A 14,159-nucleotide genomic window follows, 5' to 3' on the forward strand; every position below is an offset into this window, starting at 1 on the left:
GGGCGGGCAGGCTCCCGGTAGCCGCCGTCGGCCGGTGCGGCGAGGGTGCCGGTAGCAGGTGGTCCGGCTGTCCACCGAACGGCTGACCGCGACCCGGCGCACTCTGCGCGTCTGTCATGGGCTCTCCGGGGCCGGCCGTACCGTCGGGAAGAACGGCATGCACGCTGCTCACGACGTGCGGATCCGGCCCGCTGCCACCGGCGGCCGGACCGGAACCGTCCGTCGGTTCGGACAGAGGAGGGTGGCTCAGATCGACCGCGAGCGCGTCGGCAGGACGCTGACGTTCTGGTTGCGCCCGGCGTTCGCGCTTCGCGTCGTCGGTTGTTTCCAGCGGATCGCGGGCTTCGACCGGTCGATGGCGCTGGCCTCCAGCATGCTGACGGCGACGGTGCCGCTCGCGATTCTCGGTGGGGCCGCTCTGTCCTGGGGCGGGGACGAGGATGCCGCCGACCACATCATCAGTCGGTACGGCCTCACGGGGGACGCGGCCGATGCGGTCCGCCAGCTCCTGTCCGTGCCGCCCGACGTGGGTGTCGGCGTCTTCGGAGCGGTCTTCCTGGTGATCTCGACGTTGAGCTTCGCGCGCGCGGCTCAGCGACTTTTCGAACAGACCTGGCAGCTCAAGCCGTTGAGTGTGCGCAACACACTGAACGACCTGAAGTGGGCCGTCGGCTTCGTGGTGTGTGCGCTGGTGGACGGCTGGCTCCTCGGTGCCGTCGGCCAGGGGCGGCATCTCCTGCTGTGGGCGTACCTGCTCGGAGCGTCGGTGACCGGCGCCTTCCTCGTCTGGGGTGGTCGGGTGCTGTCCGCGAACCGGATCGCCTGGCGGGACCTCGTGCCGTTCGGGATCATCGCGGCGGTCCTGACGGCGGTCTACTCGGCGGGTGCCGCGTTCTACGTGCCGCGCCTGTTCGACGCGTACGCCTCGCGCTACGGCGCGATCGGCGTGGTCTTCGCCATGCTGTCGGCGTTCTTCGGCGTCGTGCTCGTTGTCGTGGGGGCGGCGGTACTCGGCCGGGAGGTGGACGACGAGCTGGACCGGATCCGGCGGGGTGAGCGGCCGGCCGATGACGAGGTCCGCCGGGAATGGGACACCGTGATCGCCCAGGCGCGGGAGCGGTGGCAGACCGCCCGCGGGCAGATCTCCCGCATCCGGTCGTCCAGGAAGTCGAAACATCCCTGAGCGGCGCCCACGGCACGGGTGCCGCGAGCGGCTGGGCCGGCGGGCAGGGGCCGGGCGCAGCCGGGGGAGGCGCGCCGCCGGTCGCCGGGTAACTCGTCGACGGCGTACGCCGCGTGGGCCGGCGGGGCCGGATGCGCCTCGATCCGGAAATGCCTGGCAGGCCGGAGCCGGCGAGGGCTATGCTCCCCGCGATGACGACTACTCCTGCTGACAGATCGGGGGTCCCGTCCACGCAAGGTGAGTGCTGATGCTCACTCAGGCCGTGAACGGGGATTCCCGCCTTTCCTTCTGGCTGCGCGTGCGCGAGTACGCCGTGCCGCCGTCCGTGATCGAGACCGCGTCCGCCCGCCGCTCCGTCGGGGACTGGGCGGGGGCGTGCGCCGCCGCGGGCCTCGACGTCGATCTCGATCTGCGCTCCGTGGCGCGCACCCACGGCCGTGACCTCGCAGCGCGGGTCCGGGCCGATCTGCGCCACCTGGCGCCCGACCTGTTGCGCTGGCACTTCCCGAGGATCGCCCCCGACGGGCTGCTGCGACCGGGGCTGACGCTGACGCTGGCGCGGTACGACGCCGTGGGGCGTGCCGGGGCGGGCGCGGTGCACCTGGTGGTCCGGACTCCGCCGGCCTGGGCGGATGCCGGTCAGCGGATCAGCCTCGCGCTGTGGGACGAGTGCCCGGGTGGGGCCGACGCCCGCCGGCATTCCCATCCCCGTCCCCGTCCCGACCGGCGGTTCCGTCTCGACCTGCACCGCCACCTGTGGGACGCGCGCAGGACCGACGAGCTGCGGACCCGTTCCGGGGCCGATCGGCCGCCCTCCGACGGCCGCCCCGCGACGGACCGGGACCCATGGGGAGCAGTGCCGCAGGGGCGCCGCTGCGCCGTCGACCGGTGGGCGGCCGAGGCGGGGATCCTGCTCCACGCCGAGGGGCGCGCCGCCGGAGCCGTCGGCGTACGACTCGGCGGGCGGCGTCGGCTGCTCCTGGAACTCGCCGCGGACCCGGACGGTCTCGGGCCGCCCGCCCTGCGGATCGCGGCGGCGCCCGTCAACCGACCTCCCGTCGCGCCGCCGGTGCTGCCGGACGCGGCGACCTGGGTGCTGCCCGACCTGGAACTGGTCCGCGCCGGAGCGATCGAGGTCGAGCGGCTGCATCCGCTGGTGGCCTCGGCACTGGTACCGGGCCGTCCGGCCGCGGGCCCGCTGCGGCCTCCCGACCGGGCGGGACAGCCGCGCCTCGTGGAGTGCCGGGGAGCTCGGCACCGGATCGGCCTGGTCGACGGCGTCCTGGCGCCGATGGACCACGACCCCGCCGAGATCCGGCGGGAGGAACTGCTGGTCGCGCTGACCGGTACGCCGCTTCCGTGCCTGCAGGCCATCGACGAGGCGCACCGCCGACCCGACTGCCTCGGCGGCGTCCGCGAACGCCTGGACCACGGCGACACCGCCGGCGCGCTGGCCGTGGTCGAGGGACTGCTCGGCCCCGACGCCCTGCTGCGCAGCGGCGCGCTGCGGGACGAACTGGAGGCGGCCGCGCTGCAGCGGATCACCTACGGACTGTTCAGGGCGGGCCTGGCCGGCCCCGGTCCCGCCCGTAACGGCCCGGACCGTCGCCGATCCAGCGATCGCCGCTCCCACCCGCGCCACGCGATGCCTCGCTGACCCGGGGACCTCCCCCTCCGCAGACTCCGCTCCCACGAACCGACAGGTGATGACACATGCCCGCACCCGCACCCGCCCCGTCCGCTGCCACCGAGACCCTCGCCGACCCGCCCCGCACCTCCCAACTCGACGTCGCCGGTGACCTGCTGGCCCTGCTGCGCGACGCCACCACCGAACCGCGCCCCGACTCGCAGCTGGAGGCACTCACCCTGGCGGTGGCCGCCGATCTGCCGGTCCTGCTGTGGGGAGAGCCGGGGATCGGCAAGACCGCGGCCCTGACCCAGCTCGCCACGGCGCTGGACCTTCCGCTGACGACGGTGATCGCCAGCGTGCACGAGCCGTCCGACTTCTCCGGGCTGCCCGTCGTCGGGGACGACCCCGCGGAACAGGGCGTCCCGATGGCCCCGCCGGACTGGGCCGTGAAGCTGGTGCGGGCCGGCCGGGGGCTGCTGTTCCTCGACGAGCTGTCCACCGCGCCGCCGGCCGTGCAGGCCGCCCTGCTCCGCCTGGTGCTGGAACGGCGGATCGGCGCCCTGCAACTGCCGCCCGGGGTAAGGATCGTGGCTGCCGCCAATCCGCGCTCCTCGGCGGCCGACGGCTGGGAGCTGAGCCCGCCCCTGGCCAACCGGTTCGTCCATCTCCAGTGGACCCACGACCACGACGTCGTGGTCCGCGGCCTCGGCGGCACCTGGCCCCGGGCGACGCTGCCCCGGCTCGACCCGGAGCGGCTGCCGGAGGCCGTGGCCTTCGCGCGCCGTGCGGTGTGCGGGCTCCTCGCCGCCCGCCCCGCGCTCGTCCACCGTCTGCCCGGCAACGAAACCCGCCGGGGCGGCCCCTGGCCGTCGCCCCGGAGCTGGGAGATGACCCTGTGTCTGATCGCCTTCGCGACCGCGGCGGGCTCCTCCCGGGACGTGCTCTCCCTGCTGGTCAGGGGCACGGTCGGGGACGGTCCGGGGCTGGAACTGCTGGCGGGCCTGGACCGGATGGACCTCCCCGACCCCGAGGTGCTGCTCGCCGACCCGGCGGGCGCCGCCCTGCCGGAGCGCGGGGATCTGCGCCAGGCCGTGCTCGACGGCGTGGTGGACGCGGTCCGCAAGCGCCCGGAGCGGGCCCGCTGGGACGCGGCCTGGACGCTCCTCGTCCGCGCGATGGAGACCGGAGCCCCGGACCTGGTCGTCGTCCCGGCGACCACCCTCGCCTCGCTGCGCCGACAGGACTGGGACGTGCCGGCCGCGATCGAGCGGCTCGCCGGCGCGGTGGCGCTGTCCCGGCGGGCGGATCGGGCCGCGGACCGGGCCGCGGACCGGATCGCGGTCGCCGCGAAGGCCGGCCGGTGACCCCGGCCCCGCCGAGGGCACTGGACCTCGACAAGCTGTTCGCCGCCCGACTGCACGCCGCTCGGGCCCGGCCCTACCTGGCGACGGCGCTGTTCGCCCTGCACACCGTGGAGTCGCGACGGGTGCCGACGATGGCCGTCGACCGGCACTGGCGGTGCTACGTCTCGCCGCCGTTCGTCGAGCGCACACCGGTGGAGGAACTGGCCTCGGTGTGGGTGCACGAGGTGTCGCACCTGCTGCGCGACCACCACGGGCGCAGCGACCGGGTCGCGCGGGAACGCGGGCTGACCGGCCCGGGCGAACGGCTGCGGATGAACATCGCCGCGGACTGCGAGATCAACGACGACGTGTACGGCGACGGTCTGGTCCGGCCCGAGGGCGCCGTCCGGCCGCAGTCCCTGGAGCTGCCCGAAGGGGAGCTCATGGAGGACTACCTGCGCCAGTTCGGCCTCGGACCGCTCACGCAGGCCATGGCCTGGCTGGACTGCGGCAGCGGCGCCGACGGCCTGGAACGCGAGTGGGACCTGGGGCCCGACGGCGCCCACGGTCTCAGTGCCCAGGAGCAGGACGCGGTGCGGTTCCGGGTGGCGCAGGGCATCACCGGCCGCCCGGGGAACGCCTCGCAGGGGTGGCGGCGCTGGGCCGAGGATGCGTTCCATCCGCCGCAGCCGTGGCGCGAGTTGCTGGGTGCGGCGGTCCGCTCGGCGGTGTCCGGTTCCGGCGCGGGCGAGGACTACACCTACGGCCGGCCGTCGCGGCGCTCGGCCGGGGTGCCCGGCGTCGTCCTGCCGAGCCTGCGGCGCAGGCCGCCACGGGTCGCCGTGGTCATCGACACCTCCGGCTCGGTCAGTGACGCCGAACTCGGCAGCGCACTCCTGGAGGTCGCCGCGATCTCCCGCGCCGTGGGCGGCCGCCGCGACCTGGTCACCGTGCTGCCGTGCGACGCGGCGGCCCGGGTCGTGCACCCGCTGTGCCGCGCCGAGGGCATCCCGCTGCTGGGCGGCGGCGGTACGGACCTGCGGACCGGCTTCGCGAAGGCACTCCGGACGCAGCCCCGACCGGACGTCGTCGTGGTGCTGACCGACGGTCAGACGCCATGGCCGGACCACCGGCCGGCGTGCCGGACGGTGGTGGGCCTGTTTCCCCGGCAGCGGGCCGGGTCGTGGGACGAGAACGATCCCGACTACGTGCCGGACTCGCCGCCGGAGTGGGCCCGGGTGGTCACCATCGGGTGAAGCCCGGGCCGGCCGGATCAGCGGTCGGCCGGCTCACCGCGCCGCGCGTCGGGGGCCGCGAGGGCGGGTTCGGGTGCGAGTGCGGGTGCGAGTGCGGGTGCGGCGGTGGGCGCCGGTTCGGGTGCGGGTGCGGGTGCGGCGGTGGGCGCCGGTTCGGGTGCGGCGAAGCCCTTGACCAGGAGCCACCCCGCCAGCGTCATCTCGTACGCGAACACCGGGAGCGCGCACAGGGCTCCCCAGGTCGAGATCTGCTGGTAGGCGCCGAACAGCACCAGCGTGGCGGAGACGAAGATCAGCGGGCCGCCGACGACACCCAGCAGCGCCACGAAGCGCGGTACCGCCCTCGTCCGGTACAGGAACCAGGCCATCATCAGGGTGCTCGGGGCCAGGGCGAGGTTGGGGCCGACCAGGAAGGTCCAGTCGTGGACCGCCACCAGCGCCCGTCCGACCGCCAGGTACGCGGAGGAGTCGGCGTCCGGGGTCCGTGCGAAGTCCTGGTGCAGGGTCACGACCGAGAGCAGGCTGATGACGCCCACGAGGATGACGGTGGCCTCCAGCAGCCGGAAGCAGACGTACCCGAGGGCGAATCCCTGGCGGTACCGGCGCAGGACCGGGAAGACGGTGATCGAGATGCCGATGACGGAGAACGCGCAGATGACCTCCAGGAGCGCCCCGGCCGCCACCCGGCCGGCCTGCGCCGGGCCCGCGACGGTGTAGTCGGGGTGGTCCAGGATCGGGCTGTACTGGAGGAGGCCCGCCATCGAGGTGATCGCCGCGAGGATGAACAGTGCCCCCGTGATCGTCGCGGTCCTTCGGTGTGTGCTCATCGTCCTGCTTCCGTCTCGTCGCCCTGTGGCGTGGATGAGGTGGCCTGCGTGGAATGGGTGTGCGGCCCTCGGCCCGGCGGGTCGCATCCGGTGATGAGCAGCCTGCCGACCCGGCGCGGCGCAGACCTCCCCTCGCGGTCGGAAAACGCCTCCACCCCAGGGTGGAGACGGCCGAGCTGAACGGGGGTCCCCGGGCTGCGGCGAGCCCCCTACGCTGTGGCCCCATGAAGACTCCACGACCGCCGCTGCCTCAGCTGAACGCGCCGCCCAGTGCCTGGTCACGGGTGTGGCCCTACCTGCTCGCGGCGGCCGTCGGCTGCGTCGCCTGGATCGCGCACGCCGCCGTCCTGCTCTCCGGGTCGCCGGCGCCGGCGCAGCGTGAACGGGTCGGCGGGGCGCTGCTGCTGGACCTGCTGCTCGGCGCGGCGGTGCTGGCCCTGCTGACGCTCCGGCGCCGGTTCCCGCCGGCCGTCGCGTACGCGGCGGTGGCCGTGGCCCCGGTCTCGGTGGCGGGGCTGGGAGCGGTGGTGCTGGCGGTCGGGTCGATGGCGACCTGGCGCCGGCGGCGGTGGATCGTCGGGGCGGGGGCGCTCTCGGCGGTCGGCGCGATCGTCTCCCAGGGCGTGTACCGCCCGTGGCTGTCGCCCGCCGTGGACGGCGGAGCCTCCTCGGTGGCGGCCAACGTCCTGGTGGTGCTGGCGATCTACGCGGCCGCCGCCGCCACGGGCGGCTACCTCGGGGCCCGCCGCGAGCTGCTCGCCTCGCTGCACGAGCGGGCGCTGACCGCCGAGCGGGAGCAGGACCTGGCCGCGCAGGCGGCCCGGGAGGCCGAGCGCACGCGGATCGCCCGGGACATGCACGACGACCTGGCGCACCGGATCTCCCTGGTGGCGCTGCACGCCGGGGTGTTGACGTACCGGGAGGACCTCGACCGGGCCGAGACGGCGGCCGCCGCCCAGACCATCCAGAGCAACGCGCAACTGGCTCTGACCGAACTGCGCCAGGTGCTGGGCGTGTTGCGGGACGGCCGGGCGGTGGAGGGTGTCGAGCGGTCCCAGCCGACGCTCGCGGAGCTGCCGGCGCTGCTGGCCGACGCCCGGGAGGCCGGTTCGGTGGTCCGGCTCGACACCTCGGGCCTGCCCGCAGGTGCCGGGGCGGACCTCGGCGGGCTGCCGGAGGCGATGTCGCGCACCTCGTTCCGGGTCGTGCAGGAGGCGCTGACCAACGCCCGCAAGCACGCCCCCGGCGAGCCGGTCGGCATACGGCTGGCCGGAGCACCCGGCGGGCGGCTCGGCATCGAGGTCCGCAACCGGGCCGGCGCCGGGCCGGGCCTGGCACTGCCGTCGGCGGGGGTCGGCCTCGCGGGGCTCCGGGAGCGGGCCGAACCGGACGGCGGGACGGTCGAGTTCGGGGCGGAGCACGGCGGGGACTTCGTGGTGCGGGCGAGCCTGCCGTGGCCGGCGTGAGCAGGGTCCGGGTCCTGCTGGTGGACGACGATCCGCTGGTACGAGCCGGTCTGCGGATGATCCTGGACGGCGCCCCGGACCTCCAGGTGGTGGGCGAGGCGGCCGACGGCCAGCAGGCGCTCGACCTGGTCGCGCACGAGCTGCCCGACGTCGTCCTGATGGACATCCGGATGCCGAGGATGGACGGGCTCGCCGCCACCCGGCGGCTGCGGGAACAGGGCGCCGGCGCCCGGGTCGTCATCCTGACCACGTTCGACACCGACGAGACGGTCCTGACGGCGCTGCGGCACGGCGCCGTGGGGTACCTGCTCAAGGACACCCCGCCGGCCGACCTGGTCCTCGCCGTACGGCGGGTGGCCCTCGGCGAACCGATCCTGTCCGCCGCCGTCACCACCCGCCTGATCGCCGCCGTCACCGCCTCGCCGGACGACTCCCGCCGACGGGCCGCCCGCGCCCTGCTGGACCGCCTGACGGACCGCGAACGGGAGGTCGCGTACGCGGTCAGCGAGGGGCTGACGAACACGGAGATCTCCCGGTCGCTGTTCATGGGGGTGGCCACCGTGAAGACGCACGTGGGCAGCGTGTTCGCGAAGCTGGAGGTCACGAACCGGGTCCAGGTCGCCCGCTGCGTCCACGACGCGGGCGGCCCGGACCCGGGGGCCGGTCCCGGTCCCGGTTAGCGCCCCGACATGGGCGGCGTTCCCACAGGGCGGGGCGGCCTTCGGAGGCGAGGGGCTCGACCGCTGGACACCACCGATCGGGATGGGCCCGGCGCCGATGGGAAGTGCCTGGTCCCGCTGAGTTGCGCCTTCCGTTCGGCTGGGCCCTCCCTCTCTGGCTGGCACCCCGGCCTGGTCCTTGGGACGGCCTTATCCCTGAACGTCGTCAGGAGGTGAGCATCGGCTTGAGATGCATACCCGTCCAAAGGCGCCCGCGGCCCCGGGTGTTCTCCCTACAGTGGACGAAGCAAATTGCGGGAGTCACGGGGGAGCGCACGCATGACGCAGACCGAGCGGCCGTATCCGGTGACGGAACTGTTGGCGGCCGTCCGAGCGGAGATACGCACCGAGCGGCGTGATGACGCCAAGGACGCGGAGAAGGCGGACATATTCCACGGTCGTCTCGTGTCCGCAACGGAGGGGCGGTACGAGTACCTGTTCGGGTGCCGGAAGTGGCCGCGGTCCCTGGACGGCACACCCGTGCTCGTGCGGCTCTCACACGCCCGCGGCCCCTGGGCGACGGCTGAGGCCTCCAGGATGCCGGACGGCAAGGTGCGGCTGGCCGTCAGTGAGAACCTGGGCCAGAGCATCGACAACGCCCAGCTCCGCAAGGACGACTCGGCCGGTCTTGTGGTCCTCGCCGAGCGCCTGGAGGCGGCGGGCGAGGCGGAGGGGCCGGTACGGATCGAGAGCGCGGGGTGGATCGTCGGTCAGGGCACTCCGGTTCTCGGGCGGGAGTCCGACCCCGCGCGGTGGGTGGCCGATTGGCATGCTCTGAAGCTCAACCCACGCCAGCGGCAGGCCGTCGAGCGGGCCCTGGCAAGTCAGGTCCTCTTCCTGTGGGGGCCGCCGGGAACGGGAAAGACGGACGTTGTCGGGCACATCGTCGAGGGCAACTTTCGGCAGGGCCACAACGTCCTGTTCCTCGCCCCGACCAAGGTGGCCGTCGATCAGGCGTTGGAGCGGATCTGCGACCTGTTGGCCGGCCAGGAAGGCTTCGCCGAGGGCTTGGTCCAGCGTGGCGGCGACATCGAGCTGCCTTCGCTGCGCGAGAGGTACGGCGACTACGTCGACACCGCCCGGATCGCCACCAGGGTCTCAGCCCGGCTCGACGAGGCGCTCACGGAGACGGCGGACGCCCTTGGCCGTGCCCGTACCGGCTTGGGACTGCACGATGAGGCCCGGACGCTGGAGGAACGTCTCACGGCGGACCGCGCCGCCTGGAAGGAGGCAACTGCTTCGGCGGTTGCTGCCGAGCAGGAGAAGCTGAGGGGGGAGGCCGACGCAGCCGGACTGCGGTTGAGTATCAGCCAGGCGGGAGCTCCGACCGGGCCCTTCGCCAAGCGGAAGGAGGCCAGGCTGGCTGCCTGGCGGAGCGACCTCGACCGGGCTGTGCAGGCGGCACAGAACGCCGAGTACCTAGGTGTCGCGGCCGGCCGCCAGGCCCAGGAACTCGCCGCCCGGATCGGCGAGGTGAGCGGGCGCCTTGCCGGGGTCCGGCAGAAGCTCACGGGGCTCCCGTCGTTCGCAGAACTCGTCCGGCAGGCGGACGGGTTGCAGAAGCAGGCCGACGAGCTCAACCGGCAGCGCAGCAGGATCCAGCAGACCGTGCGCTCCAGGTGCCGCGTCATGGGGGCCACGGTCGCCAAGGCGGTGCAGTCGCGGAAGCTGCTGGACCGGGTGGACGTCGTCGTCATCGACGAGGCGGGGATGGTCGACCTCCCGTCGGCCTGGCTCGCCGCCGGCCTCGCCGGGAAGCGGGTCGTCGTGGCCGGGGACTTCCGGCAGCTGCCGGCGGTCACCAAGGGGGACGGTGACCGGAAGGCCACGGACGAGGAACGTGCCCATTCACGGCACTGGGCGGCCCGGGACGCCTTCCACGCGGCCGGTCTGGTCACCGAGTCCGGCGCGGTCCGTGAGGACCCGCGCCTCGTCGCGCTCGACACCCAGTACCGCATGCGCGGGCCGATCTGCGAACTCGTCAACGCCGTCGCCTATCCGGACGCGCCGCTCGCCACGGGCCGCGCGGATGGCAGCCGGATCCCTTCCAACCCGTTGGTCGACGTCCCGGTCATCCTCGTCGACACTTCGAAGCAGCGGATCGCCGGGCCCGACTACCGGGCCAACACGGTCAACGAGGCCGTGGTCCACGAACTTGTCCGAGGGCTCCAGTACGAAGGCGTGCTGCCCGGCCGCAAGTGGGAGGGCACCGACCTCGCGGAGGGGGAACGTGCGACCGACCGGCTGGCGGTCATCGCCCCCTACCGCGCCCAGGTCAAGGCCCTGAAGGGCAGTCTGACGTACCGGTTCGGGGAAGAGTACGAGGGTCTCGTCGACACCATCCACCGCTTCCAGGGCAGCCAGCGGCCGATCGTCGTCTTCGACACCGCGGTGGGCGCCGGAAAGGATCCCGGCATCTTCTACAGCGGCACCGGGCTGTCCTCGCAGACCTGCCGGCTGCTGAACGTCGCCCTCAGCCGGGCCCAGGACCACCTGATCGTCGTCGCCGACGTCGAGCACCTGCGTCGACATCTCGCCCCGCACAGCGAGGCCCGCGTCATGCTCGACCACCTTGAGAGCCGCGCCCAGCTGATGTCCGCCGACCAGTTGGTTCCCACCCGGGATGCGGCGCAGCTGTCCGCCCTCTCGGAGGAGGAACTGGCGCGGCCGGCGTTCTTCCCGGCCGACGAGGTCTACAAGGCCGTGGAGTGGGACATCGCACGGGCCCGCACCAGCATCGAGATCTACTGCCCGTTCCTCGACCCGCAGCCGGTGCACCGGTGGTCGGCGCTCCTGGGCGAACGCGCCGCCGCGGGCGTTCGCGTCGTCGTCTACACCCGGGCACCCGAAGAACAGCGGGACGCCGCCGGGACAGACCGCCACCAGCAGCGGATCGACCAGCTGAGGGCAGCCGGTTGCGAGGTCGACTTCCGGGAACGGATGCACGAGAAGGTCCTCATCCTCGACAGCGCGGTGCTCTGGCACGGATCGCTGAACCTGTTGGCGAACGCCGGCCCGACCGACCTGATGATGCGCTTCACCGACCCCGCGTCGTGCGAGCAGGTCAGCCGGGTCATCGACCGGGCACGCAAGGACCGCGCGGCGTGGAATCCGCAGGCGGCGACCGGTGGGGAGGGCAGGTGGCACGGCGGCCGCGGTACCGCCGACGCCGGGCCTTCGGTTCCTACCGCAGCCGATCCCGTGGGCATCCGCCCGGGAGACGTCGTCAACGGCCGGCTCTACCTCAAGGTCGCCTACAACGAGAAGGACGAGGCCAAGAGGTCGCTCGGCGCCCGCTGGGACAAGCCGAACGGCCTCTGGTACGTCGACGCCGCCCGTGTCCCCCGGGACCAGGCCGCCCGCTGGCTGCCGTGAGGGCTCAGCGGACGTACTCGGCCCAGACGCCCTTGCCCGGCGCTGCCGCGCGCGGGACAGTGCCCCAGCGGGCCGCGAGCCGGCTGACGAGGAGAAGGCCCCGGCCCGACTCGGCCTCCGAGCAGGGAGTTCCCGCAACAGCCGGCGGCGTCCGCTCGGTGCGGGTGTCGGACACCTCGATGCGAAGTGCTGCTGTCCCGTCCATGCCGCGCCGCCGGGGGTCAGCGGCGGTCACAGATCAATAGTTGACCCCGGCGGTGCGTCAACACCCCGGGGTCCGGCACATGGAGTCGAAGCTCCTCATGCACGTTCACTTTATCGCGCCCGAGCGCTACGTACGGGCGTCCCACGAGATCGTCCGCCACCCTCGTCTACGGGCCACCGCGAAGACGTTGCTGCTGTGGGCGCTGTCCCTGCCGCCTGGCAGCAGGGACACCATCCTCACCCTCGGCAGCCGCAGTCCCGAGGGGCGCATGGCCGTCTCCGGGGCCCGCGCCCAGCTGATCGAGGAGGGCTACTCGCAGCGAGGAGGGCGGCCAGTGCGTCGAGGTGGCGGCCTCCGCTGAGGCCGTACATGTTCGCGACTCGAAGGACAAGGCAGGGCCGGTGCTAAGGCTTGACCCTGCTGGGTGGACGGCATTCGTCCGCTTTGCCGCCAGCTACAAGGCCTGACGGGGCCCACCTGGCAAGGACCGGCTCTACTTCAGGCTCATCCCAGAGCAACGCGCCTTCCAGCTCGGGTACGTCGGCAGTAAGCCCGGCAGCGACAAGGACGCCAGCAGCCCGGCCGGCGGCCGGTCGAGGTCCAGCGCGTGCTGGTGGATCGTGACGCCCGTGTGCCGGACGCGGTGCGAGGTGTGCGGGGCGCTGCCCTTCGCGTAGACGAGGTGTCCCTCCGCGAGCCCGAGCGCGGTGCAGTAGGCGAGCATCTGGTACAGGTCGGCGTCCGGGTATCCGCCGGGCCTGCCGGCCTTGTACTTGGCGTCGGCCACAGCGAGTGGCATTCCGTCCGGCCGGAGGAGGACGAAGTCGGCCGCGCAGCTGGTATCTCTCCAGCGCCACCCTGGCAGTCGCGGGCCACGGCGACGGTGCGTCGGCGTAGCTCCGGAAGAAGCTCGGCAGGCCCTGCACGCCGTCGGGACGTGTCGCCGCGCGACTCGGCTGCCGACGGCGGCTCAGCCGGGGTCGTGGCCGGGGTCGCGTACGGGGTCGCCGTCGGGGCCGGCCGCCGGCACGCACAGCACGGGGACGCGCTGGACGGCGTTGTTGCAGAACCCGCCGGTGTTCCAGGCCTGTTCGAGCGGCTGGGTGTGCCCGTCGGCGTCCGTCGCCCGGGCGCAGAGGACATGACTGCCCGGGGTCGCCGTCCAGCGGGCCTGCCAGCTCTGCCAGGCCCACGGGTGGCCGCCCGCCGCGTCCAGGTCCGCCGCCGTCCAGCTCCGGCCGTCGTCGGTGCTCACCTCCACGGCGCGGACGGGAGAGGTGCCGGACCAGGCCCGGCCCTCCAGCAGGACCGGCCCGGGCCGCAGGACACGCGCCCTCGACAGGAAGTCGGGGAAGCCGGGCGGGACGAGCAGCGCGCGCGGCGCCATCCTGGTGACCGGCCGGCCGGGGTCGTCCGGTGACCGGCGGATCCGGTAGGCGGCCGCCTGCTGGAACCCGGTGAACGGGGTGTCGACCACGCTGATGCCCCGGAGCCACTTCACGTGCGCCATGCCGTACCAGCCGGGGACCACCAGGCGCAGCGGGTGCCCGTGCTGCGGGGGCAGTGGCAGGCCGTTCATCTCGTAGGCGAGCAGCACCTCGGGACGCATCGCCTCGGCGAGCGGGAGGCTGCGCCGGTAGTCCTGTTCCACGCCGCGTTCGATGCCGTGGTCGGCGCCGGTGAAGACCACCTCGACGGCGGCGTCCTCCACCTCGGCCTCGGCCAGCACCTCCCCCAGCGGCACGCCCGTCCACTCGGCCGTGCCGACCGCCTCGACCAGCCAGGGCTGGCTGATCGGCCGGGGCTCCAGCCGGGCCCGGCCGTTGCCGGCGCACTCCATCGTGACCCGGCAGGTGGCCGGGTGGCGCAGCCGCAGCTCGGCGACGTCGAGGGTCAGCGGCCGGCGCACCCGGCCGCCCACCGTGACGGGCCATTCGGCGCCGGGCCGCACCCGGGGGATGTCGTAGTGCACCAGCACGTAGTGCAGGCCGGGCGGCGTGAGGTCGTCGACCATCGCTTCGAGCGGCAGGCCGTGGTTGCGGGCGGCCAGGCCGAGTTCCGCAGCGCTGATGTCCTCGTCCGGTCCGGCCAACCGGGCCGGTCCGCTCAGTTCTCCGAGCCGTGGGTCCATCCGCCGGTCCCTTCGCCCAGCCCC

12 protein-coding genes and 1 pseudogene are annotated in these 14,159 nt (G+C 73.9%); 9 read left to right on the forward strand and 4 right to left on the reverse strand.

Annotation, left to right across the window (positions count from 1 at the left end; all coding sequences use genetic code 11):
- Positions 1–241: 241 nt before the first annotated feature.
- The 4 genes from OG871_RS28330 to OG871_RS28345 all read left to right on the forward strand — a co-directional run bounded on the left by OG871_RS28330 (position 242) and on the right by OG871_RS28345 (position 5,412).
- Positions 242–1,183 carry a YhjD/YihY/BrkB family envelope integrity protein gene (locus OG871_RS28330; protein ID WP_371500541.1) on the forward strand — a complete coding sequence of 314 codons (942 nt, stop codon included), beginning with the start codon at positions 242–244 and terminating at the stop codon, positions 1,181–1,183.
- Positions 1,184–1,430: 247 nt separating this feature from the next.
- Entirely contained in the window at positions 1,431–2,840 is a 1,410-nt protein-coding gene (locus OG871_RS28335) for a hypothetical protein (protein ID WP_371500543.1), read from the forward strand.
- A gap of 56 nt (positions 2,841–2,896) precedes the next feature.
- Positions 2,897–4,177 carry an AAA family ATPase gene (locus OG871_RS28340; protein ID WP_371500545.1) on the forward strand — a complete coding sequence of 427 codons (1,281 nt, stop codon included), beginning with the start codon at positions 2,897–2,899 and terminating at the stop codon, positions 4,175–4,177.
- Positions 4,174–5,412: a VWA-like domain-containing protein gene (locus OG871_RS28345; RefSeq protein WP_371500547.1), complete on the forward strand. Its 1,239-nt coding sequence runs from the start codon at positions 4,174–4,176 to the stop codon at positions 5,410–5,412. The genes OG871_RS28340 and OG871_RS28345 overlap by 4 nt, the downstream gene beginning before the upstream one ends.
- 17 nt (positions 5,413–5,429) lie before the next feature.
- Here the strand turns inward: OG871_RS28345 and OG871_RS28350 are convergent, their stop codons facing one another.
- On the reverse strand, positions 5,430–6,239 hold the full coding sequence (locus OG871_RS28350; RefSeq protein ID WP_371500549.1) for a DUF4386 domain-containing protein: 810 nt from the start codon (positions 6,237–6,239) through the stop codon (positions 5,430–5,432).
- A gap of 224 nt (positions 6,240–6,463) precedes the next feature.
- Here OG871_RS28350 and OG871_RS28355 point away from each other — a divergent pair, with 224 nt between their 5' ends.
- The 3 genes from OG871_RS28355 to OG871_RS28365 all read left to right on the forward strand — a co-directional run bounded on the left by OG871_RS28355 (position 6,464) and on the right by OG871_RS28365 (position 11,799).
- On the forward strand, positions 6,464–7,705 hold the full coding sequence (locus OG871_RS28355; RefSeq protein WP_371500551.1) for a sensor histidine kinase: 1,242 nt from the start codon (positions 6,464–6,466) through the stop codon (positions 7,703–7,705).
- Positions 7,702–8,385 (forward strand): response regulator, encoded by a 684-nt coding sequence (locus OG871_RS28360; protein WP_371500553.1) that lies wholly within the window; start codon positions 7,702–7,704, stop codon positions 8,383–8,385. The genes OG871_RS28355 and OG871_RS28360 overlap by 4 nt, the downstream gene beginning before the upstream one ends.
- 318 nt (positions 8,386–8,703) lie before the next feature.
- Positions 8,704–11,799 carry an AAA domain-containing protein gene (locus OG871_RS28365; protein ID WP_371500555.1) on the forward strand — a complete coding sequence of 1,032 codons (3,096 nt, stop codon included), beginning with the start codon at positions 8,704–8,706 and terminating at the stop codon, positions 11,797–11,799.
- A 4-nt stretch (positions 11,800–11,803) separates the two neighbouring features.
- Here OG871_RS28365 and OG871_RS28370 read toward each other — a convergent pair whose 3' ends face one another.
- On the reverse strand, positions 11,804–12,034 hold the full coding sequence (locus OG871_RS28370) for an ATP-binding protein (protein WP_371500557.1): 231 nt from the start codon (positions 12,032–12,034) through the stop codon (positions 11,804–11,806).
- A gap of 67 nt (positions 12,035–12,101) precedes the next feature.
- Between OG871_RS28370 and OG871_RS28375 the strand changes: the two genes are divergently transcribed.
- Positions 12,102–12,365: a hypothetical protein gene (locus OG871_RS28375; RefSeq protein ID WP_371500559.1), complete on the forward strand. Its 264-nt coding sequence runs from the start codon at positions 12,102–12,104 to the stop codon at positions 12,363–12,365.
- The gene (locus tag OG871_RS28380; protein ID WP_371500561.1) at positions 12,349–12,471 is read left to right on the forward strand and encodes a DUF397 domain-containing protein; all 123 of its coding nucleotides are present in this window, start codon (positions 12,349–12,351) and stop codon (positions 12,469–12,471) included. Before OG871_RS28375 ends, OG871_RS28380 begins: the two co-directional genes overlap by 17 nt.
- Positions 12,472–12,497: 26 nt before the next feature.
- On the opposite strand, the pseudogene OG871_RS28385 reads toward OG871_RS28380, so the two are convergent.
- Positions 12,498–12,830: pseudogene (locus OG871_RS28385) on the reverse strand (hypothetical protein); the annotation flags it as partial.
- A gap of 144 nt (positions 12,831–12,974) precedes the next feature.
- Entirely contained in the window at positions 12,975–14,135 is a 1,161-nt protein-coding gene (locus OG871_RS28390) for a sulfite oxidase (RefSeq protein WP_371500563.1), read from the reverse strand.
- Positions 14,136–14,159: the final 24 nt, after the last annotated feature.

It is taken from the genome of Kitasatospora sp. NBC_00374, from assembly GCF_041434935.1.
GTDB lineage: Bacteria > Actinomycetota > Actinomycetes > Streptomycetales > Streptomycetaceae > Kitasatospora.